Raw genomic sequence first — 22672 nt, forward strand, 5'->3', positions numbered from 1 at the left:
TATCCTTGAGAAAAGCACAAGGATAGGAAACGATACAGATGCCATGGGCTTAAAGAGAGCAAAAAAGGCAGTCTAAGTGAGCGACTTCCTGTCGCAAACGACTGCATAGCTATATCTTAGAAGCCTTGTGACTAGTGCTAAGACACTATTCCAAGTTAAAAAACCTATAATTACTTAACTATGAAACAGAAAAGAAGCGCACGGATTTCCGTGCGCTCATGTTTGTATTACTTCGCTTCTTTCTTCTCACCAATTACTTCTGGCTCTTCTGATTCAGAAGCTTCGCTTTCAAGTTCTTCCATCTCCGCCGCTGTACGTGGTGATGAAATTAGAACAAGTGCATGATCATCTTCGTTTAAAATCTCATATTTCGAATTCGCACGAATTTCAGCTACTGTAATCGTTTCGCCGATTTGAAGTTTTGAAATGTCGATATCAAATGTCTCCGGAATATCCGAAGGTTTCACTTTGATGGTCACTTCACGGTTCGGTTGTTGAAGTACGCCTCCCTCTTTCAAGCCAACAGATTCGCCAATAAGATGTATAGTAACATCTACTTCAAGCTCCTCTGTCATATTGATAGCAAGGAAGTCCGCATGTCGAATTTCACCTTTTAATACGTCAGATTGATAATCGTTTAGGACAACATTAAGGTCCTTCCCGTCAATATTAAGTTTAATAACGCCATTACGGCCCGTTATTTGTAATGTTTTCAGTAAGTCTCGCTCTTTTACTGAAATCGATGTAGCTTCTGTTTTATAACCGTAGACGACCGCTGGAACATAGCCCTCTTTACGTAATCCAGTTAGTGCTGATTGTTTTGATGGTACTCTCGCTTCTGATTGTATAGTTGTACTCATTTTATTTAATCACCCTTCTTTAAAAAAAGTTGTGTTAACTAATAAATACCCAATGACAAGCGACATGAAACATCTAAATTAAATTTACTCAAACAATGTACTAACAGATTTCTCTTCGAACACACGCACGATCGCTTCTGCAAGCAATGAAGCGATAGAAAGTTGCTTGATTTTTGGGGATGTTTTCGTTGCCGGAAGCTCAATTGAATTTGTAATAACCAATTCTTTAATTTGCGAATTATCAATTCGTTCGATTGCTGGACCTGACAACACTGGGTGTGTACAACAAGCATACACTTCTTTTGCTCCACTTTCGATTAAAGCGCTCGCCGCAATTGTGATTGTCCCTGCTGTATCGATAATATCATCAATTAGGATTGCTGTTTTCCCTTCAACATTGCCAACGATATTCATCACTTCAGCAACATTTGGGCGTGGGCGACGTTTGTCAATAATCGCAATAGGTGCTTTCATGCGGTCCGCCATCTTACGCGCACGCGTTACACCGCCATGATCCGGTGATACAATAACAAGCTCATCGATGTTCAAGCCTTTTCCTTTAAAGTATTCTGTAAGGATTGGCTCAGCAACAAGATGATCGATTGGGATATCGAAGAAACCTTGGATTTGTGGTGCATGCAGATCGATTGCAATGACACGGTGGGCTCCTGCTGTTTCAAGTAAATTTGCAACAAGTTTCGCTGTAATCGGTTCACGTGAACGTGCTTTACGATCTTGGCGCGCATAGCCATAATAAGGCATAACGACATTGATTGTGCGTGCTGACGCACGTTTCAAAGCGTCAATCATAATAAGAAGTTCCATCAAGTTTTCATTGACAGGGTACGATGTCGACTGGATGACAAATACATCGCAGCCACGGATACTTTCTTCGATATTGATTTGGACTTCTCCGTCACTGAATTGTTTGACCGAGCATTTGCCAAGTGGACGTCCGATTTTTTCCGCTACTTGCACCGCAAGTGTTTGGTTCGAATTCAAAGAAAATATCTTAAGTTTATCGTTAGGATAGTGATTAGCCATCATGTTCCCCCTGTTTAACTGAGATTTAGTTTGTTTGCATATCCTTCTTTATTCTCCTGCCGTGCACGCGCAATTGCAAGTGAACTTTCTGGCACACTTTTAGTAATTGTCGATCCAGCTGCTACATATGCACCTTTTCCAACTGTAACTGGAGCGACTAAATTGGAATTACAACCAATAAATGCATTATCTTCAATTGTTGTAAGATGCTTGTTCTTGCCATCGTAGTTAACAGTGATTGTTCCACAACCTACATTTACATGCGACCCAATTTTTGCGTCACCAATATAGCTTAAATGTGACACTTTGCTACCTTCACCTAGTGTCGCCTTTTTCACTTCCACAAAGTTACCGATTTTCACACTGTCGCCAAGATCAGAGTCCGGGCGGATATGTGCGAACGGTCCTATTGCCGTAGTTGAACCAATTCTGCTAGATAGTACAACAGATGAATGCACATTTGTATTATCACCGATTACACTGTCGACAATCTGGCTATTTGGTCCTATTACACACTTATTGCCGATAACGGTATGACCTTCAATCATTGTGCCCGGTTGAAGAACTGTATCACGGCCAATTTCGGCTGCCGCGCTTATATACGTGCTTTCGGGGTTGATAATTGTTACACCATTCCGCATATGCTTTTCAGCTATACGTCTACGCATGACACGCTCTGCTTCTGCCAAGACTACGCGGTCATTGATACCGAGTGTTTCACTGAAATCCCCTGTCACGTATGCTGAAACGAGTGCATTTTCAGATTGCAAAATACCGACAACATCAGGGAGATAGTATTCCCCTTGCGTATTATTATTTTTCACTTTTTTCAACGTTTCAAAAAGTGTCCGATTGTCAAAGCAATAGGTCCCTGTATTGATTTCCGTCACTTTTTGTTCTTCAGGAGTTGCATCTTTCTGTTCAACATTTCGGAGGACTTGGCGACTCTCTCCCCTGATAATGCGCCCGTATCCTGTTGGATCATCCGCATTAGCCGTCAAGATAGTTGCTTTTGCTCCTGTTGCTTTATGATGCGCAATCAATTCCTCCATTGTCTCAGAACGAATGAGCGGCGTATCTCCGCATACAACGATAGTCGTACCATCCAAGTCACCAATAAGCCTCTCAGCCTGCTGAACAGCGTGTGCCGTGCCTAATTGCTCTTGCTGTAGCGCATATTCACTTTTCTCTCCAAGCGTTTCTTCTACCGTTTCTGCACCATGTCCAACAATCGTAACAATTCGACCAATACCAAGACCGCGTATATGATCAATTACGTGTTCGACCATCGGTTTTCCACAAACGGGATGCAGTACTTTATATAAATCGGACTTCATCCGTGTACCTTGCCCTGCAGCCAGGACAACGGCATATGTATTTGTCATTTAATAGCCCCCATGAATGAGGGATGAAGGCGAATCCCCCTCGAATGTTTTCACTATTGACTATAGCTGAAAACGGGCTAATTTTCAACCTCATACCTCTTGACAAGTTGATTACAATCTTTTATCATTATTTTCTCTTTTTTATTCAGCTTTTTAATGCCAAAAAAATCCATAAAAAAAGCGCAGGGAACCTGCAAGTGAACACAACCTAAGTTGTCCTTATCATCTAGCACAAAGTGAATCGTAGTTCAATCCCGCTTCAACGGAACCCACATCCTGCAGGTCTCCGAGCATTTTGTGCCCGGAGCCTAGACGTGAAACTTCTATATTGTAAATTATCCACAGGCTGTCTATATTATTTCACGATAAGTATAGGTAAAAACGAAGGGGCCACATCATGCACCAGCGCCTTCAAATACTGCTTCTTCTGCAGAAAGGTGGTATGCCGCCATTACTGCATCTTGGATTTTGGTTCGAGCACTTGTATTAATTGGATGTGCTACATCACGAAACTCTCCATCAGGTGTTCGTTTACTCGGCATCGCTACGAACAATCCCTCATTTCCATCGATGACCCGAATGTCATGCACGACAAATTCATCGTCAATTGTAATCGAAGCAATTGCCCTCATCCTTCCATCAGTTTCCATCTTTCGTAACCTCACATCTGTTACTTCCATCTCTTACCACTCCTTTTGTCTTTACAGTGCATGACGACTATATTCCACAAAAGTAAGCGTTTCCCTTCTTTATAAACACAATTATTTAAACATTTTGAAAGACACGGAAATAAAAAAACCGCCCAAAGTGATATTTGGGCGGGTATCTGTTATTTGGCTACTAGAGCAATAACCTCTATTTCAATTTTTACGTCTTTCGGTAATCTAGCAACTTCAACAGTTGAACGTGCAGGTGTATGAGACCCAAAATGCTGTGCGTAAATGTCATTGACAGCAACGAATTCATTCATATCTTTAATAAAAACAGTTGCTTTGACTACTTTATCCAAAGATGAACCTGCTGCTTTCAGCACTTCTTTTAAATTGGCGAACACTTGGTGCGTTTGATCTTCGATAGTCCCCTCAACAAGCAGTCCTTCCGGTGTCAATGGAATTTGCCCGGATGTATATACCATTCCGTTCACACTAACCGCTTGTGCATAAGGTCCAATTGCCTGTGGTGCGTTTTCTGTCGCTACATAATTCATATCATTTTCCACCTTCCGCAAAATAGTTTCCTTCTTCTAACTCGATGGTCCCATTCTTTTCATTTACTGCATGAAGCTTAACAAGAGATAAGTAGTTATCGACGAGAACCTCTTCAGCATGATCGGATTCTACTAGAACAGCTATACCTGCCAGTTCGCAACCAAATTCCTCCAGAAGACTCTTCATCCCAAGCATCGTACCGCCTGCTTTCATGAAATCGTCTGTAATGAGGACTTTGCGTCCGCTTTGCATGCTTCTTTTCGATAATACCATTGTTTGAATACGTCTGGTTGAACCAGATACATAATTAATGCTCACAGTTGGTCCCTCGGTCACCTTGCTATCACGGCGAACGACAACGACTGGGACATTCAGGTGACGCGCAATTGCATGGGCAATCGGAATACCCTTCGTCGCTACCGTCATAATCACATCAATGTCTGTCTCCGCGTACGCTGAAGCAAATACTTTACCCACACGATCCATAATGCGCGGATTGCCAAGAAGATCCGTCATGAATAAATAACCGCCTGGCAGCAATCGATCCGAATGCCCAAGTTTCTCCATTAGAAGCGACATCACTTCACGAACGTCGGATTCTACCATCTTCGGGATGAACTTCACTCCTCCCGCTGCTCCGGAAACCGTCACCAGTTTTCCTGTGCCTTTTTCCTCAAACGTTTCTTTTACAATCGTCAAATCCTCACTAATCGAGGATTTAGCCGCTTGGTAACGTTCGGAGAAGAAGGTCAGTGGAATAAGTTCATGTGGAGATTCTAACAATTGGCTAGTCATATCTACAAGCCGCTCGCTCCTTTTCCACTTCATAGTACCATCTCCTAAACCCGAATATTTTAATGTACATTACCACAATCGTACGTATTTAATCAAGAATTGTATGTCCACCGACCATTCTAACCGCATATACTTCTGGACAGAACCCTTTTAGCCCGTTATAAATTCTCGGTACCCTGGATTCATGTTTAACGAGACCGAAAACTGTCGGGCCGCTACCACTCATTAAAACTGCATCTGCACCAAATCTCTTCATCTGCTCTTTCAGAACAACGACTTGTGGATACAGATCCATTGTGACGGTTTCTAGGACATTTCCGACTGAGTTGCACATTTTGTCGTAATCTCCCGCCCTTAATGCTTCAATCATTCGAACCGTATCGATATGATCAATCGCAGATAAATTCAGCTTTCCGTATATATCTCCTGTCGAAACCGAAATGGCCGGTTTCGCGAGAATGACCCAACAGTTTGGTGGGGGAGGTAGGATTTCAATTAATTCTCCGCGCCCCGTCGCAAGTGCTGTACCGCCATGTACGCAAAATGAAACATCCGAACCAATTCGTGCCCCAAGCCTCGCGAGTTCTTCGACACTCAATTTTAAATTCCATAGCCTATTCAATCCCCGTAGCGTAGCAGCAGCATCCGAACTTCCGCCCGCGAGCCCTGCAGCAACAGGAATACTTTTTTCTAGTGTAATCTCAACACCTTTTGTAATACCACATTCAATTTGTAACAATTCAGCAGCTTGATAAGCCAAGTTCTTTCGATCATTGGGTACATGTCGTTCTGACGCCTTGATGATGATTTTCCCGTTATCTGTCGGACGAAGCCAGATTCTGTCTGCTAAATCAACCGTAGTCATAATCATTTCGACTTCATGAAAATTATCCGGTCGCTTATGTAATACATCGAGTGTTAAATTGATTTTTGCTGGTGCCTTTTCATAAAGCATCCGGCTCCCTCCATTCCAGCTAGTCTGTATCCCCCTATTTTAGCATAGGGTGAAATATTTGCGCTGTGAAATGATAATAATAGGATAATTGATTTTTGAAAGCCTCGGTTTCAGAACAAATGTGGAAACACAACCGACCATATAATCATACCTACCATTCATAAACAACGGACGACCAATCCTATCTATATCGCACAACTTCCCAAGCACTAAAAAGAAGAGCTGACCGGATATCTTGATGCTCCCGGATTCAGCTCTTCTTTTGTCAGCCTGTTAGTTGGATAATGGGTAATTCATAGCGTTATTTCTTTTGTGCTACTCCTCGTTCGGCCATTTCAATTGCTCGCTTCACCATATTGCCCGCGTCGCGTGATTTGATGCCGCCCCAACCTTCTCGCTCCACAACATCATAAAATCCAAGCTCTTTCGCAATTTCTACCTTCAAGCCTTCAGACATAATGCCACGTTTTTTCGCCATTCGGTTTTCCTCCTTTTGGCTGACAATTGTAGTATGAACCAAACGAAAGAAAAAACACCCGCACAAGACATCCATTTTCAGAATGCTTGCACAGGTGTTGTTTAAAAATGAATTAAATCATTAAGACTGTAATTATTTGATAATGAATGCAGTAGGATCTGCACCTTCAAGAATTGTTATTTCAACCGCTTCGGTTAAAATGTCTGCGTAGCTGTAAGATACTCTTTCAAATGCATTTTCGTCCTGGTCAAGTTCAACTACGAATACTGCACGATATGTTTCCCGCAGCACTCCAGCTCTCTCGATTGTCTTCTTCCGACCACCGTTTGCTTTTAAGTGCAAACGTTTTCCCAGATGAGAATCCAATGACTTCTTAATGTCCGCTAATGTTTTTGGCACGTCGCTTACACCTCACTAAGTATAAGCATAACACTTTTAAAAGTTTCTGTCAATTAAAATCTTCATTTTAACAATTGCTTGTCTACTTTGTCAATCTTTTTATTAGAAAAAAGGGTATTTTTCTAATAAAAACGTTCTAACTCTATCGTTTTTTCTTCTTCTCAAAGAAGTCCTCATACAAGGCATTCGACAAGTTTGCAAATTCTTCTATTGTCAGTGTTTCTCCACGTCGGCCAGGGTCCATGCCAATTTGTTCGAAAGCTTGCAAGATCACTTCTTTCTTCAACTTGCCATTAGGAAGTGAGGATTGCAAGTTGTTCAAAATCGTCTTCCGGCGCTGGACGAATGAACCTCTAGAAACTACAAACATAAAGTCTTCATCGATTACTTTTGCTGGCGCCGTTTCTTTTCTTGTCAAACGTAGAACAGCCGACTCAACGTTTGGTTGCGGCATGAATACCGTCTTCGGTACAATCATAGCCACTTCCGCATCCATATAGTACTGAATAGCTATGGATAGAGAACCGTATGCTTTTGTCCCTGGAACGGCGGTAATGCGATCTGCTACTTCTTTCTGCATCATAACTACCATACCTGATACTGGAACTTTACCAAGTAAGAATTTCATGATAATTGGCGTTGTCACATAATAAGGCAAGTTTGCAACAACTACAACATCCTCATAATCCGCGAAGTGATCCTGCATTACTTGTAGAAGGTCAGCTTCCAGTATGTCCTGATGAACGATTGTCACGTTGTCGTAAGGCGACAGGGTATCTTCCAATACAGGAAGGAGGCGTCCGTCAATTTCAAAAGCGACGACTTTTCCTGCGCTTCTTGCAAGATGTTCTGTCAATGCACCAATACCGGGTCCGATTTCAATAACACCTGTTTTTTCGGACAAGCCTGCGTGCGAAACGATATTGCGTAAAATATTGGGGTCAATCAAGAAGTTTTGACCTAAACTTTTTTTGAGCGAAAAACCGTATTTAGCGAGAATCTCTTTCGTCCTGACCGGAGTCGCAATATCTTTATTCATTATTTTCCGTTTCCTCCTCGTCTAGAACCTTTAATACTTCTCCCAATCGATCATAACCAATTCGGAACATTTCCAACCGCTTCTTTAATCCTTTGCCATTCACTTGACCGATTTGCAACAGCTCACTTAAGCGCTCACGGCGCCTTTTTGCATCAGGATGTCCGATAAGCCTAGCCGTCATCAAATCTGCTAGTGGTATATCAACAGCAGGCTGGTCGTCCACGGTGTAAACCGCACTTAGCGCAGCCCGTATATGCTCATCATGTGCATGCTCAATACCTAGCCCCGATCCATTTTTGGCAATCGTCAGCTTCTTTTCAAGAAAAGCATGTTTAACACCTGGAATACGCTCTTCAATGATGGCGCGGATTCTTCTGCCAGGAAAGTCGGGATCCGTGAATACGATGACGCCTCGCGTTTCCTGAGCATGCCGAATACGCGTGAGTGTTAACTCGTCGATTGCAGAACCGTTCGTTTCAATCGTATCCGCACCTGCTGCCCGTTTCACGGCTACTGTATCAGACTTGCCTTCAACAACAATAATTTCTTTAATGTTCACAAAAATCCTCATTCCCATTGCATTCTTTCCCTAATTCTACTCTGACGGCAAGCGGATGTACAGATGGGCAGGCGATCAATTACGCCTCGGCGTAATTCAAAATTTATAATATCCCCCATAGGTTTAACTTCCTTCAGCAGAAGATAGCTATAACACAATAATCCGCGGGACTAATATCAGTCCTGCGGATGTATATATCAATCGATGATTTTAATTTTCACTTGGCGTCTGCCGAATTTATAAGCATCGCCTTTCGTTGCTACGTGCAGATCAATCTTCTTGCCTTTGATTGCACCGCCTGTATCCCCTGCAACGGCATAGCCATATCCTTCAACCCACACTTTAGAACCGAGCGGGATAACGCTTGGGTCGACTGCAATGACTTTCAAATTAGGGTTCGCACGTAAATTAATGCCTGTTCGTGTAATTCCAGAACAACCATTACAATGCGCCGTATAGGCCGTAGCGGTTACGTAGAACTCCCCACCTTCCGCGGATGAATCGTTACGCGATACAGTTTTTGAATTAGACATCCCAGCTGATGCACTTGCGACCATCACTTGCGAGCCTATGGAAACGATCTTCGTTTGTGGTTTTTTAATTGACTTCTCTTCTAGAAGCTTACGGGAAATTTCCTTCCCGTTTTCTTTCACAATTTCAAACTTCCGTGAAACCGTTCCTTTTTTTCCCGCTTGGACGATTTTTTCGCGCCCTTTCAGTAAAGATGGATCGTTGCGTGTTTCAACTGCAAAGTTCGCCGGTTCTTCCACTACATCGGTGACTTTTTCCACTCGTACGACTGCCACTATAGAGCCAGGCTTTAGATACCCATCTGCCTTTCTATTCAGACGATCGTCATCATTCAAATGAATGTTCTCTCTCTTTAAAAAGTCAGCGACCGTAGTCGAAGTTGACCGGACCTTCTTTTCTTCTCCGCCGTCATTCAACGTTACTTCAAACGCTTTTTGGACGGTAATGCTATTTTCTTTCCCTAGCTGTTCATCTAGCACTGGGTTTACAACATCATATTCGGTAATTTCGATATCTGCTTCAGCAAGTATCTCTTCCACCTTATGATTAGTCGTCCATATGGATTTGGTATCCTGATCGACATTTATTACAACTTGTTGCGACTGTTCCCACCTAATCGATAGACCATCCTCGATAGGTGTATTCACTGAGGGTATTACTAGATCGTGTTTGGCAACTTCAATTTCCTGTTCGGAGAGAAGTTTACCAACTGTATGTGCGTGCGTTTTAATGTTAAGTTCTTTACCGTCCACGTCCAACGTGATCGATTTTTTTGTTCCCTCAAAGAGAACAAGTGAAATAACAGTAACAAATAGCGTTAGCGAAACTACGGTAATCGCTACTTTTTTACTCCTCAATGACTTATAGAACAGGTTTTTCATGGTACTTTTTGACATGAAAAAAACTCCTCCTTCATCACTCGGCTGATTATAAAGGGTACTCTTCGGCATGTCAACCCGTATGAATTTGGTGAATAACAAATTTAGGAAGCCCTTCATATAAAAAGCATGGAAAACTTCCTACCATCTTATTCATGTTATGTTAAATACTTTCAAAGCGTTTGCGGTCGTTCTTTTTGCCACTTCTTCAACAGGGAGACCTTTAAGTCTCGCTATTTCTTCCGCAACAAGCGTCACCCATGCCGGTTCATTCCTTTTTCCACGGTACGGATGAGGTGCGAGATAAGGCGCATCTGTTTCGATTAATAAATGATCAAGCGAAATTTCCGTTGCAACTTGTTTTGGCGCCTTTGCATTTTTAAATGTAACTGGTCCTCCCAATGAAATCATGAAATTCATTTTTATGCAGTCATTTGCAGTCTCGACACTTCCACCAAAACAATGCATAATTCCGCCCGTTTTTTCTGCTCCCTCTTCTTTCAAGATACGAACGACATCCGCCGTTGCATCTCGGTTATGGATAATAATTGGCAGGTTTACTTTCTGGGCAAGCTGAATCTGTTTTCTGAACACTTCCTGTTGCACATCTCGCGGTGATTTATCCCAATGATAATCCAGTCCTGTTTCCCCTATACCAACAACTTTAGGGTGCGCGGCGAGTGATTCAATCCATTCCAAGTCTTTTTCTGTGCAGTCGATTGCATCTACAGGATGCCAACCGACAACGGCGTAAATGAAAGCGTGCTGTTCAGTCAGTTCCATTGCCTTCAAAATCGTCTTGCGATCAAATCCAACGACCACCATCTTGTCAACACCGGCTTCTTGGGCACGTTGAATCACTTCATCTATATCTTCTTCATACTGATCTGCATTTAAATGAACGTGTGTATCTATATACATTATTTTCGCCTCACAATTGTTTTATTTTAATCGAACGGGTTTCCTTCTTATTCGCTACGGCGCTAGGGGATGCCTCCCACCCTAAGCCAAGCAGCTTCGCCCGCCAGTCTTAGGGCTTCGGCTACCCCTTGTAAGGCGCCTTCGCTCAGTTTATATAGGTATTCATTTGTTCAACTCAAATAGTTTACAAATTGATAATATACTCAAAAAAAGAAAAACGGCGTTTCCATGAGGGACGCCGTTTCTATTCTTATTTAACTTGTGCACCATTTTCAAGTGACTGATCGACTGTGGCAAGTTTCAAAATACCATCTGATTTCCCAGCCAAAATCATACCTTGGGATAGCTCTCCACGTAATTTTACAGGTTTCAAGTTGGCAACAACAATTACTTTCTGCCCGACTAGTGCCTCAGGTTCGTAATGTTCTGCGATGCCCGATACAACTTGTCGTTGCTCATAACCCATATCTAGTTGGAGCTTCAGCAATTTATCTGCTTTCGGAATTCTTTCACATGCAGTTACTGTCGCAACGCGTAAATCGACATTCAGGAAATCATCGATTGAAATCTCCGTCACTACCGGCTCTTCAACTTCCACTTTTGCAGGTTGCTCGGCAGGCGCATTCTCAGCCGGTGCAGTAATCGCCATCTGATCACGGATATAAACGACTTCAACATCCGCATCCAGGCGCGGGAAGATTGGTACACCCTTTTCTACGACTTTTGTGCCTGTCGGAATCGCGTTGAAATTCCCCAGCGTATCCCAAGCAAGCAGTTTTTCATCCAGACCCAGTTGCGTCATAATCTGTTTAGGCGCTTCCGTCATAAACGGTTGCAATAATACAGCAATGTGACGGAGTGATGTCGCAAGATGCATCATAACAGACGCTAGTTTCCCTTTATCCGCCTCTTCCTTCGCTAACACCCATGGAGACGTCTCGTCGATGTATTTGTTGGTCCGCGATATAAGAGCCCACAAATCGCCAAGGACAGCGCTAAACTGCATGTTCTCCATTGATGCTTCGTATTTCCCGACTGTAGTCGTCATGAAATTCGTCAAGCTGTCATCGAAATCTGTTGCGACAAGGCCTTGTGTCGGTATCTCTCCGTCGAAATATTTATTGATCATCGAAATTGATCGGTTCAATAAATTTCCGAGGTCATTTGCAAGGTCATAATTCGTCCGCTCCACAAAGGATTCGGGTGAGAATACACCATCTTGCCCAAACGGCAATTCACGAAGAAGGAAATAACGTGTCGCATCGAGTCCGTAGCGCTCAACAAGCATTTCCGGATAGACGACATTGCCTTTAGATTTCGACATTTTTCCATCTTTCATCATGATGAAACCATGTGCAAATACTTTCTTCGGCAACGGTAAATCGAGTGCCATTAAGAAAATCGGCCAATAAATTGTATGGAAACGAACAATATCTTTTCCAACAACATGGACATCCGCCGGCCAATACTTTTTGAATAACGAATCGTCATCTGACTGATAGCCAAGCGCTGTGATGTAGTTCGTCAACGCATCGACCCATACATAAATGACATGCTTCAGATCCCCAGGAACTTTTATGCCCCAATCAAACGACATACGAGAAACAGATAAGTCTTCAAGCCCCGGTTTGATAAAGTTATTAATCATTTCGTTTTTACGCGATTCCGGTTCGATAAACTTCGGATTATCTTCGTAAAACTTCAACAGTCTTCCAGCATACTTCTTCATATTGAAGAAGTATGATTCTTCCTTCACTTTTTTGACAGGTCGTCCACAATCAGGACAGTTGCCATTTTCAAGCTGCCCTTCCGTAAAGTATGTTTCACAAGGTAGGCAATACCATCCTTCGTACTCCCCTTTATAAATATCGCCGTTATCAAGGAATGTTTTAAAAATCTTTTCGACAATCACTTTATGGCGCTCTTCCGTCGTACGGATGAAGTCGTCATATGAAATGTCCATTGTATTCCAGACCTTTTTCGCTGTCTCTGCGATACCATCGACAAACTCCTGCGGTGGCAGTCCGGCCTCTTGCGCTTTTTCCTGTATCTTTTGACCGTGCTCATCCATTCCAGTCAGGAACCGAACATCATACCCGCGCAGTCGTTTGTAACGAGCCATCGCGTCTGAAGCGACAGTGGTATATGCGGTACCAATATGGAAATTCCCGCTTGGATAATAAATAGGTGTAGTAATATAGAAAGTCTTTTTCTGATCAGCCACGAATATTCCTCCAGTGTATAAGTATGTACTATCTATTCTATCTAAAGCGTACTGGCGATACAATGAAATTCCTCGACAACAGCTAACGTCATTGTTATTTCCGTGTCTATTAGTCTACTTTTGTCGAAAAATAGCGCACTTTTTTAAATAACTACTATTTTTCTCATAGTTTTAAGCGCCTAGTATTGACGTTAATTGGAAGACTTGGTATGATAAAAGTTGTTAAGAGAATTTTGTCGAATTTTGACGAAACTAAATGTATCGAAAGGAGTTAAACTCATGAAATCAACTGGTATTGTAAGAAAAGTCGATGAACTTGGACGTGTAGTAATTCCAATTGAATTACGCCGTACACTTGGTATTGCACAAAAAGACGCTTTGGAAATTTACGTTGATGAAGATAAAATCATCTTGAAGAAATATATGCCGAATATGACATGCTCGATTACGGGCGATGTGTCTGACGACAATTTAAGTCTTATCGATGGCAAGTTAATTTTGAGCCCAGAAGGCGCAAAACAACTCATCAAGGAAATTGAAGATAGCTTAAAAAAGTAAATCAATAATAGTATTGTCCGGATCGGTTAACCGTTCTGGATTTTTTTTCGTTGCTTAGGATACTATGAAACCTCATACTGTGAATACATTGCAACATAAAAATTTCACGTCCAGACTACAGCGCATTTCTTATGTACTACTGTCTGTCTGTCATTCATCTTCGACATGAAATTCTTTATAAACATCGCGACGGCTTAATCCACGGTCATTTGCTACTTCTCGGATTGCCTCTTTTGAACGAAGACCTTTTCTTTCCATCAATTCTGTCACATGATCACGAATTTCTAAGTCGTTCCACCACGCCTGTTGCTCTTCTACAATAACTCCGTCACTGCCTTCGATTACAATACAGAACTCGCCACGTATTTCATTTGATTCTGCCCATAAAACAGCTTCTTCAAGCGTACCACGAAGAAATTCCTCAAAACGTTTTGTCAATTCCCTTGCCAGGACAACAGAGCGTGTCCCACCGAAGCTCGTCTGTAACGCGCGTAAAGTCTCCTTTAGCCTGTGAGGTGCCTCATATAAAATAACCGTCTCTTCTCGTTGTTTTAAATCGTCTAATTGAATGTTCCTGGCCTTCTTCTGACGTGATAAGAAACCAAAGAACATAAAAGGTTGCGGTACTAACCCTGAAGCAACTAGCGCGCTGATTGCTGCATTCGCACCTGGAACAGGAACTACGTCGTACCCTGCAATAATTGCCTTGGCTACAATGTCTGCCCCCGGATCAGAAATGCATGGCATACCCGCATCACTCACGAGTGCAACCGTCTTTCCATCCGCAAGCATGGCCAAAATCTTTTCGCCACCAACTTCAATATTATGTTCATGGTAACTTGTTAGCGGTGTCTTAATTTCAAAATGGTTACATAACCTGATTGTATTTCGCGTATCCTCTGCCGCTATCATATCTACCTCTTTCAAGATACGAATCGCTCGGTATGTCATATCTTCAAGATTACCGATTGGTGTTCCGACTAAAAACAGTTTTCCACCGCCTGGTTCAGCACTTTTCTGTGACTTCATTTACGTTTCGCCTCTTTCTAATATAGATCTCTTTCGCATTCCTCTTCAGTTGTTTAAATTGATACTCTGCCTGCATAGCTTCACGTTTTGTTTCGAAGTTCTCATGGTAAATACATTGTACAGGTCGTTTTGCGCGTGTATATTTAGCACCCTTCCCTTCATTATGTACACGAACACGCTTTTCCAAATCATTCGTATAACCGGCATAATAGGACCCATCCTTGCATTCTAATACATAAAATAAGTGATCACCCATTTTGTCCATAAAGGAGGAGCCTCACTTCTTCCGTATATTCATTATCAGCACCATACACATAGAGAGGCGGTAATACTTTCAAATCTGGCTTACCGTCTTTAATCGCCTCAATTAGCAATGTATTTGCTTCTTTACCTTCTTTCGGATAAATAAACTGAATTCGTTTAGGCTCAAGTCGATTTGCACGCATTGCAGTGACAATGTCGAGTAAACGTCCTGGACGGTGGACAAACGCTGCCTTTCCCCCCTGCTTTAACAATTCGCTTGCCGACTGGATAGCCTGTTCAAGCGTTAGATGGATTTCATGCCTGGCAATTGCCAGATGCTCCGATAAGTTCTTTTCGCTTGCCTCATGCGCTGGGAAGTAGGGAGGGTTACATGTTACTGTATCGTATTTCTCATAGCCGATTTTTGCCGCAATGCCAATGACATCATCATTAAGGATGCGAATCCTGCTTTCCAGCCCATTATACCGGACACTTCTTACCGCCATATTTGCAAGCCGCTCCTGTAATTCAACAGCAGTAATAGTAGCGTTCGTTCTGGCGCTTAAAAACAACGGAATCGCTCCGTTACCTGCACATATATCTACAATTTTTCCAGTTTGTTGTAGCGGGACATAGGCAAATCTTGCAAGTAGTACTGCATCCAAAGAAAAAGAAAATACAGACGGACTTTGAATAATCCGCAAATCTTCCGCTAATAAATAATCGAGTCGTTCATCATCTTGTAAAATTTCATCCATAATATTTTCCTCCATAATAAAAATGCGTGAAGCGCCGAATTAAGGAACACATCCTAAGTACGCCGCGTCCTGCGGCAACAAAGAGGGGTGTAGATCAATCCCTCTCCGATGCATGACCCACCCCCTGTTGGCCCACAATAAAAGAAAAGCCGATGCCTACGTTGCAATAGGATCGGCTCATTTTACACGTTTTGTTTATTTAAGAAAGAGAGGCAGAACAGACAATCTTCCCCTTTACGAATACCACCGTAATGGACATTGCAGACGTGAAATCCTTCATTATATAGGCGCGCTAAATTATCAACGCCTTCTCCAACGTCTATTTTATTCGTTTTTTTCCGATGTTGCCTTGTGTTGATTGTCTGTACTTCTTCATCAATTTGTTTGTCCATTTCTTCAAGCCGCTTGCGCAAATGATGGTTTTCGAGTTGAAGCGAATGGTTCTCTTCCGTCATCTGCGCGACGAATCCAATCAATTCGCGGAATTGCTTTTGCATAGATTCGAGTTCTTGCTCGAATTCCATAACCCTATCCAGAAAACTCTTTTCTTTCAACTATCCCACCTCATTATTTCATCAATTGAGCCATATTTTTTTGTTGTTCCATTATTTCTTCCAACGTATACTCCAATACCAAATCCTGATCCGTCATACTTACTTGAAGAAGGCGTTCAAGCAGATTCAGTCCAACTACTTTTCCAGGCCCCTCAGGTGTTTGGACACGTGTTCCTACATCTGGCATAAGTGCTTTTGCTTCTTCGTAATCATCATTCTCATATTTCAAGCAGCACATAAGACGTCCGCACAGACCTGATATTTTAGAAGGATTAAGTGATAAGTTCTGATCTTTTGCCATTTTTATCGAAACCGGTTCGAAATCACCTAGGAATGTTGAACAGCAAAGCATCCGACCACATGGTCCAATGCCACCAAGCATTTTCGCCTCATCACGTACACCAATCTGTCGCAGTTCAATACGTGTCCGGAAAATCGAAGCAAGATCTTTAACAAGATTCCGGAAATCAACGCGACCTTCAGCCGTAAAGTAAAAGACAATCTTGTTTCGATCGAATGTATACTCGACATCAACCAACTTCATCTCTAACGAATGTTCTATAATCTTTTCTACACCTGTACTAAAAGCCCGTTCAGCCTCAAGACGGTTCTCCTCTACTTTTTCGAGGTCTTCCGTTTGCGCTGGACGAATGATCTTTTTGAGTGGCAAGACAACATCATTCTCACCAACTTCTCTTACCTTACCTGTAACTTTACCGTATTCGATTCCACGTGCTGTTTCAACGATGACGTAGTCACCTTCGTCGAGCGTGTACTCCAGTGGATCGAAATAATATATTTTACCCGCTTTCTTAAAGCGGACACCTACAACTTTATACAACAAGTAACCCCTCCTGCATGCTGAGCACCAATTGTTCCATTAAAAGTGTGCGATTCATATTGCCATGCAATTGCTTTTTCGACTGCAATATTGCCTCCATATTAGCAGACAGCTGGCTATATGTCATCTTCATCGAAAGACCTCTAACTAGTTCTTGCTGATCGGGAAATGTTGCTGTTGACTGCAAACCGGCTTTGGATGCCACCACATCTCTGTAAGCATAAAGCAGTAAATCCAGTCCACTCTCAGTCTCTTCCTTCTCTTTAAATAAAGGGGCCCATTCTGATTGAATGAATAACAACGCTTCATGGACATGTCTATCCGATGCTTCAACCAATTTTAACACTGTTTTTCGCATGTGTGCAAATTGATCATCTCCAGCCAGTCGAAAAGCTTCATCCAGATTGGCAGTGACCATCGTAACGGTCGCTGCCATTGAAGGCGTAATCCCCTTCTCGACTAGCTCACTAATCATCATTTCTCTAGACGGCGGTAGAAAAGATAACCGTTGACACCGTGATTGGATCGTTGGCAATATCGATTGATATGAATCCGTTAAAAGGATTGCCGTTACATCGCCTTCGGGTTCCTCAAGAAACTTAAGCAACGTATTCGCCGCAGCAACGTTCATCCGATCTGCCCTAGTAATAATATATATTTTCCTACCCGACTCGTAACCCTTTTTCGTCATGCTATACACAAGATTGGACATCTGCTCTTTCCTGATATCCTGACCATCTGGTCGAATAAGCGTTACGTTTGGATGATTACTGGACGTCACTCGTCGACAAGAATGACATGTTTCACATGGAACAAAGTTTTCAGGACTAGCACAAAGAAGAAGTTTGGCGAAAAAAAGTGCAACCGCTTCTTTTCCTGTTCCACGTTCACCGTCAAACATATATGCATGTCCAATTCGCCCATTTTTATAAGAAGAACTTAATCGTTCAGTTATTTTTTTTTGCTCTACTACAAGTCGGTTATTCATTTGATCTTGCATAAGCACACACCTCCGTGTTCAAAAAAACCGTGTTTCTTAAACGACAGAAAACACGGAATCACATGTATAGATTGATGAGTAGCCCTTTGATCTCACCAATTTTAGCTAATAGATCGACAGATGTTTTTTCTTCATTCAACAAGTCTTCTGCCAACTCAATAAGCCTTTCATCTATCGTTTCGACAATTTTCAACCTGCGTCCCTCACCGAAACGATTCCATGTATGAGACTGTTTAAGTCCCATTCCAGATTCAACGGCTTCTTTAAGAAAACGTCGAACTAGCATTTTAAATTTAGCCATATCGCGCAAATTGCGAGAACGGGCAATTCGGTCCCCTGCCGATGAAATATCGCCGAGGAGCTTAGTAACCTGCTCTCCTTGGAGGCGCTGCTCTTGTTTAACGACCATTTGGCCGAACCGCGCTCCACCTTGAGATGAATGTAAAGGATCGTTCCTCATCTTATCGAGGCCCGAACGGTAGTCACTATTGACTTTCATTTAGGTTCACCTCTTATTCATCAAAAATGATGAAAATGTTCAATTGGAAGGACGAATACGGTAGCACCGCCAACCTCGACTTCAACCGGGTAAGGAATGTATGAGTCTGCATTTCCACCCATTGGAGAAACTGGAGCTACCATTTGATCTCGTGAACGGCAATTTTCTCGAATAAGTTCAAGCGCCTTCGGAATGAGGGCATCATCGGTACCAATCAAAAATGTCGTATTTCCCGACCGTAAAAATCCTCCCGTACTAGCCAATTTCGTCGCTCGGAAGTCACCTTTGGTCAAAGCCGTAGACAACCGGTTACTGTCTTGGTCCTGTACAACTGCCACAATCAATTTCACGATAATCTCCCCTTTTCCGCTTTCCAACTATTATATCATGAATCTGACTATTTAATGAGTTGGGAGCATATGATTTTCCAAACATTTTCCGTTACTTGCTCTTTAGAGAGCGATGCATCCGTTGATTGAATCCGTTCTGGGTAACGACGAATGAGCTCCTGATAACCCTCATAAACGTTTTGATGAAAATGGATACTTTCATTATCCAATCGATTCTCTTCTCGTTTGTCATTTGCCGCAATTCGCGCAAGTCCTTGTTCTGGATTAATATCAAAAAAGACCGTCAGATCCGGCATCGTATCACTGATAGCAAACTCATTAATCGATAGAACCTCATCAATTCCAAGTCCGCGCGCATGCCCCTGATAAGCTAGCGAACTATCAACAAAACGATCACATAGGACAATCATTCCGTCCTTAAGTGCAGGCATCACTTTTTCAACAAGATGCTGCCTTCGTGCGGCTGCATAGAGAAGTGCTTCCGTCTTCGCATCCATTTCCTGATGATCATTATCGAGGATTATTTCACGGATTTTCTCCGCAATACGAATTCCACCCGGTTCGCGCGTAAGAATGACCTTCAATCCTTGTTCTTCCATACGTTTATATAACTCTTTGATGACTGTTGTCTTTCCAGCCCCTTCAGGTCCTTCAAATGTAATGAATACACCTTTCTGTATCATGTTATTCCTCCACTCTATTCTTTACTACAACTATCTGTTTTTCGTTAATTCGAATTTCCCCCTGGAATTTCGCCCCCATTTGGAGCAATTTCCCTAAAGTTTGAACATGCTCATCCTTTACAATTTCTCCGGCAATTAAAAGCGGAATACCCGGCGGATAGGGAATCACGGAAGCGGCCGCCACACGCCCCAGGGAATCCACGTATGGAATCCACTCCACTTCCATATTCGCCACTTCCTCTGACGTGTAAGCAAGACGAGAAAGTCCCTCCCCAAGTAGTGGTGCTTCTATTGTACTTATTATCTTATCCACTCCATCCAAACAAGTAACCGCAGTTTTAATTTTCTCATAAACTTCATCGAAAGGATAAATCGACCCCACTTTTAATAACGGTAACACGAACAACACTTGATAGGGATCTGCAATTTCACTATAAATTCCTTCCGCTTCCAGTTTCTTTTGTAGATCAAAACCAGAATAACCTTCAATGCGTAAAATAAGCTTTAACGGATCATCCGTTTCAAACGCTCGAAGTCTTGGTATCAGTTTCAAACGTTTGATAAAAGATACCCGCCATTCCACGAAGACCTTTTTATCTTCTTCATTATAAGACTCTGCATAAGCTCTGGCATCGTCAAGCGATGCCATCAACAAATAAGATGGACTGCTAGACTGTAGCATCCCTAAATAACGGGCAACTTTTTCTGCAGCGATGAAGTCTGAGCGTACGTGTAAAAAAGAAGCCATCGTCATCGCTGGCAATGTTTTATGCGCTGAATGAACAACTACATCCGCACCCATCTCCAACGCTGAACGAGGAAACGGTTCACCTACAACAAAATGTGCACCGTGTGCCTCATCTACCAAGACTGGAACTCCATATGTATGACAAAGGTTGATAGTCTCTTCTAACTCGGTCCCTGTTAGGCCATAGTACGTCGGGTAGGTAAGAATAACAGCCTTGGCCCCAGGATAGGCCTTGAGCGCCTCGCCGACTTGCGCAGCGGTCACGCCTCCCGCTGTCTTTGTAGTCACATCCCAAACCGGTGACACAAACACTGGCCTTGCACCAGTCAGCTCAATCGCATGGAAAATCGACTTATGTGCATTGCGCTGAACAATAACTGTTTCACCCGCACGGCACGCCGCATAGACCATTGCCAAATTCCCTACCGTTGAACCATTCACAAGAAAGAAGCTTTGATCCGAACCATAGAGTAACGACAGCTTCTGTTGCGCCTCTTCAATTACACCACTCGGCTCATGAAGATCGTCAAGTCCCTCTAACTCAGTAAAATCATATTGAAGAGCCATCCGTAACTCGGTCGGTAGTCCAGAAAGTATTCCCCCTTTATGTCCAGGCACGTGGAATGAAATCGGGTTTGCTTCTTTGAACTTAGTTAACGCTTCAATAAGCGGCCGATTAGGATCTTTCATTGTAAATCACACTTCCTTTCCTTCTATTATATAGTATCTCAGACCGATCATATAACCAGTACAACCCACATCTGTTGAATAACCATTTTCTTACACAACATACTGGTAAAGGAGGCTCCAAAGTCTTCATTTGGACTAGTATGTTTCCGGAGAAGCCATCTATTCCCTCATCCCCCAAAGCCTCAGTACTTTGAGTACCTATTATAGCCATGGAGATCGACGGATGAACGACAACCATACAAGAAGCACCTAGTGTTTGATTACTTTATTCACTGGTTATTTTGGTTAATCAACAGATATGAGTTCAACCAGTCATGTAGCGCCTGTTCAGCCCCGACAAGGCGTTCTTATTACCTTTACTTACAGGACAGAAGGCGACTCTAGACGAACAAAAAGTCATTACCTACTTGCTGGCAATGACTACATTTCTTCAAATCCATGTTTTCTATGTCCTTTTGCTTTAATTTTCGGAAAAAACATGCAGATAACACAAAACGAGATGATTCTAAAGAATCATCTCGTTTTGTGTTATCCATGGTGCCCGGCGACGTCCTACTCTCGCAGGGGGAAACCCCCAACTACCATCGGCGCTGAAGAGCTTAACTTCCGTGTTCGGGATGGGAACGGGTGTGACCTCTTCGCAATCGTCACCAGACTCTTTGAGCTTGTTCGCTCAAAACTGAATAAAACAGACATTGTGCTACACAGAATCAGGGTAATCAAGCCCTTTTCAAAATTGGTTAAGTCCTCGATCGATTAGTATCCGTCAGCTCCACACGTCGCCGTGCTTCCACCCCAGACCTATCAACCTCATCTTCTTTGAGGGATCTTACTTACTTGCGTAATGGGAAATCTCATCTCGAGGGGGGCTTCATGCTTAGATGCTTTCAGCATTTATCCCGTCCATACATAGCTACCCAGCGATGCCTTTGGCAAGACAACTGGTACACCAGAGGTATGTCCATCCCGGTCCTCTCGTACTAAGGACAGCTCCTCTCAAATTTCCTGCGCCCGCGACGGATAGGGACCGAACTGTCTCACGACGTTCTGAACCCAGCTCGCGTACCGCTTTAATGGGCGAACAGCCCAACCCTTGGGACCGACTACAGCCCCAGGATGCGATGAGCCGACATCGAGGTGCCAAACCTCCCCGTCGATGTGGACTCTTGGGGGAGATAAGCCTGTTATCCCCGGGGTAGCTTTTATCCGTTGAGCGATGGCCCTTCCATGCGGAACCACCGGATCACTAAGCCCGTCTTTCGACCCTGCTCGACTTGTAGGTCTCGCAGTCAAGCTCCCTTATGCCTTTGCACTCTACGAATGATGTCCAACCATTCTGAGGGAACCTTTGGGCGCCTCCGTTACTCTTTAGGAGGCGACCGCCCCAGTCAAACTGCCCGCCTGACACTGTCTCCTGCCCCGATAAGGGGCATGGGTTAGAAG

Annotated in this window: 25 protein-coding genes and 2 rRNA genes (1 of these 27 running past the window's edge); 1 reads left to right on the forward strand and 26 read right to left on the reverse strand. The window is 43.0% G+C overall.

Going from position 1 to position 22672, the window contains the following annotated elements:
- Positions 1-227 precede the first annotated feature (227 nt).
- The 14 genes from H7992_RS24025 to metG form a co-directional block, all read right to left on the reverse strand.
- Positions 228-860 (reverse strand): 50S ribosomal protein L25/general stress protein Ctc, encoded by a 633-nt coding sequence (locus H7992_RS24025; RefSeq protein ID WP_067213744.1) that lies wholly within the window; start codon positions 858-860, stop codon positions 228-230.
- An 84-nt stretch (positions 861-944) separates the two neighbouring features.
- Entirely contained in the window at positions 945-1904 is a 960-nt protein-coding gene (locus H7992_RS24030; RefSeq protein ID WP_067213745.1) for a ribose-phosphate diphosphokinase, read from the reverse strand.
- A 14-nt stretch (positions 1905-1918) separates the two neighbouring features.
- Positions 1919-3289 (reverse strand): bifunctional UDP-N-acetylglucosamine diphosphorylase/glucosamine-1-phosphate N-acetyltransferase GlmU, encoded by a 1371-nt coding sequence (gene glmU / locus H7992_RS24035; RefSeq protein ID WP_187046258.1) that lies wholly within the window; start codon positions 3287-3289, stop codon positions 1919-1921.
- A gap of 395 nt (positions 3290-3684) precedes the next feature.
- Positions 3685-3969: a septation regulator SpoVG gene (spoVG, locus tag H7992_RS24040; RefSeq protein WP_067213747.1), complete on the reverse strand. Its 285-nt coding sequence runs from the start codon at positions 3967-3969 to the stop codon at positions 3685-3687.
- A gap of 149 nt (positions 3970-4118) precedes the next feature.
- Positions 4119-4496: a RidA family protein gene (locus tag H7992_RS24045; RefSeq protein ID WP_067213748.1), complete on the reverse strand. Its 378-nt coding sequence runs from the start codon at positions 4494-4496 to the stop codon at positions 4119-4121.
- 1 nt (position 4497) lies between these two features.
- Positions 4498-5325: a pur operon repressor gene (gene purR / locus H7992_RS24050; RefSeq protein WP_067213749.1), complete on the reverse strand. Its 828-nt coding sequence runs from the start codon at positions 5323-5325 to the stop codon at positions 4498-4500.
- A gap of 55 nt (positions 5326-5380) precedes the next feature.
- On the reverse strand, positions 5381-6247 hold the full coding sequence (gene ispE, locus H7992_RS24055; protein WP_187046259.1) for a 4-(cytidine 5'-diphospho)-2-C-methyl-D-erythritol kinase: 867 nt from the start codon (positions 6245-6247) through the stop codon (positions 5381-5383).
- 301 nt (positions 6248-6548) lie between these two features.
- On the reverse strand, positions 6549-6725 hold the full coding sequence (locus H7992_RS24060; protein ID WP_067213751.1) for a small, acid-soluble spore protein, alpha/beta type: 177 nt from the start codon (positions 6723-6725) through the stop codon (positions 6549-6551).
- A gap of 132 nt (positions 6726-6857) precedes the next feature.
- Positions 6858-7124 (reverse strand): biofilm formation stimulator Veg, encoded by a 267-nt coding sequence (gene veg / locus H7992_RS24065; RefSeq protein ID WP_067213752.1) that lies wholly within the window; start codon positions 7122-7124, stop codon positions 6858-6860.
- A gap of 142 nt (positions 7125-7266) precedes the next feature.
- Positions 7267-8163: a 16S rRNA (adenine(1518)-N(6)/adenine(1519)-N(6))-dimethyltransferase RsmA gene (rsmA, locus tag H7992_RS24070; RefSeq protein WP_187046260.1), complete on the reverse strand. Its 897-nt coding sequence runs from the start codon at positions 8161-8163 to the stop codon at positions 7267-7269.
- Positions 8156-8722: a ribonuclease M5 gene (gene rnmV, locus H7992_RS24075; protein ID WP_067214112.1), complete on the reverse strand. Its 567-nt coding sequence runs from the start codon at positions 8720-8722 to the stop codon at positions 8156-8158. The genes rsmA and rnmV overlap by 8 nt, the downstream gene beginning before the upstream one ends.
- A 197-nt stretch (positions 8723-8919) precedes the next feature.
- Complete coding sequence (locus tag H7992_RS24080) at positions 8920-10149, reverse strand: resuscitation-promoting factor (protein WP_187046261.1); 1230 nt, start codon at positions 10147-10149, stop codon at positions 8920-8922.
- A gap of 135 nt (positions 10150-10284) precedes the next feature.
- Complete coding sequence (locus H7992_RS24085) at positions 10285-11052, reverse strand: TatD family hydrolase (protein WP_187046262.1); 768 nt, start codon at positions 11050-11052, stop codon at positions 10285-10287.
- Positions 11053-11302: 250 nt separating this feature from the next.
- Entirely contained in the window at positions 11303-13276 is a 1974-nt protein-coding gene (gene metG, locus H7992_RS24090; protein WP_187046263.1) for a methionine--tRNA ligase, read from the reverse strand.
- Between the two features lie 279 nt (positions 13277-13555).
- Between metG and H7992_RS24095 the strand changes: the two genes are divergently transcribed.
- On the forward strand, positions 13556-13834 hold the full coding sequence (locus H7992_RS24095; protein ID WP_067213757.1) for a transition state genes transcriptional regulator AbrB: 279 nt from the start codon (positions 13556-13558) through the stop codon (positions 13832-13834).
- Between the two features lie 150 nt (positions 13835-13984).
- On the opposite strand, the gene rsmI is transcribed toward H7992_RS24095, so the two are convergent.
- The 12 genes from rsmI to H7992_RS24155 all read right to left on the reverse strand — a co-directional run.
- Complete coding sequence (gene rsmI / locus H7992_RS24100; protein ID WP_187046264.1) at positions 13985-14863, reverse strand: 16S rRNA (cytidine(1402)-2'-O)-methyltransferase; 879 nt, start codon at positions 14861-14863, stop codon at positions 13985-13987.
- On the reverse strand, positions 14841-15128 hold the full coding sequence (locus tag H7992_RS24105; RefSeq protein WP_067213759.1) for a GIY-YIG nuclease family protein: 288 nt from the start codon (positions 15126-15128) through the stop codon (positions 14841-14843). The genes rsmI and H7992_RS24105 overlap by 23 nt, the downstream gene beginning before the upstream one ends.
- Positions 15112-15864 (reverse strand): tRNA1(Val) (adenine(37)-N6)-methyltransferase, encoded by a 753-nt coding sequence (locus H7992_RS24110; protein WP_187046265.1) that lies wholly within the window; start codon positions 15862-15864, stop codon positions 15112-15114. Before H7992_RS24110 ends, H7992_RS24105 begins: the two co-directional genes overlap by 17 nt.
- 182 nt (positions 15865-16046) lie before the next feature.
- On the reverse strand, positions 16047-16418 hold the full coding sequence (gene yabA / locus H7992_RS24115) for a DNA replication initiation control protein YabA (RefSeq protein WP_067213761.1): 372 nt from the start codon (positions 16416-16418) through the stop codon (positions 16047-16049).
- A 13-nt stretch (positions 16419-16431) separates the two neighbouring features.
- The gene (locus H7992_RS24120) at positions 16432-17259 is read right to left on the reverse strand and encodes a PSP1 domain-containing protein (protein WP_187046266.1); all 828 of its coding nucleotides are present in this window, start codon (positions 17257-17259) and stop codon (positions 16432-16434) included.
- Positions 17252-18259 carry a DNA polymerase III subunit delta' gene (gene holB / locus H7992_RS24125; RefSeq protein WP_187046267.1) on the reverse strand — a complete coding sequence of 336 codons (1008 nt, stop codon included), beginning with the start codon at positions 18257-18259 and terminating at the stop codon, positions 17252-17254. Before holB ends, H7992_RS24120 begins: the two co-directional genes overlap by 8 nt.
- Positions 18260-18317: 58 nt before the next feature.
- A complete protein-coding gene (locus H7992_RS24130; RefSeq protein WP_067213763.1) occupies positions 18318-18758 on the reverse strand; it encodes a YaaR family protein in 441 nt (146 codons plus the stop codon).
- A gap of 20 nt (positions 18759-18778) precedes the next feature.
- Complete coding sequence (locus tag H7992_RS24135; RefSeq protein ID WP_067213764.1) at positions 18779-19108, reverse strand: cyclic-di-AMP receptor; 330 nt, start codon at positions 19106-19108, stop codon at positions 18779-18781.
- Positions 19109-19155: 47 nt separating this feature from the next.
- Positions 19156-19791: a dTMP kinase gene (gene tmk, locus H7992_RS24140; RefSeq protein WP_067213765.1), complete on the reverse strand. Its 636-nt coding sequence runs from the start codon at positions 19789-19791 to the stop codon at positions 19156-19158.
- 1 nt (position 19792) lies between these two features.
- Entirely contained in the window at positions 19793-21229 is a 1437-nt protein-coding gene (locus H7992_RS24145; RefSeq protein WP_187046268.1) for an aminotransferase class I/II-fold pyridoxal phosphate-dependent enzyme, read from the reverse strand.
- 539 nt (positions 21230-21768) lie between these two features.
- Positions 21769-21884: ribosomal RNA gene (gene rrf / locus H7992_RS24150) — 5S ribosomal RNA — on the reverse strand.
- A gap of 81 nt (positions 21885-21965) precedes the next feature.
- Positions 21966-22672, reverse strand: a 23S ribosomal RNA gene (locus H7992_RS24155); it runs 2225 nt beyond the window's last position.

The sequence above is a fragment of the Sporosarcina sp. resist genome (assembly GCF_014302295.1).
GTDB classification, from domain to species: Bacteria; Bacillota; Bacilli; order Bacillales_A; family Planococcaceae; genus Sporosarcina; species Sporosarcina psychrophila.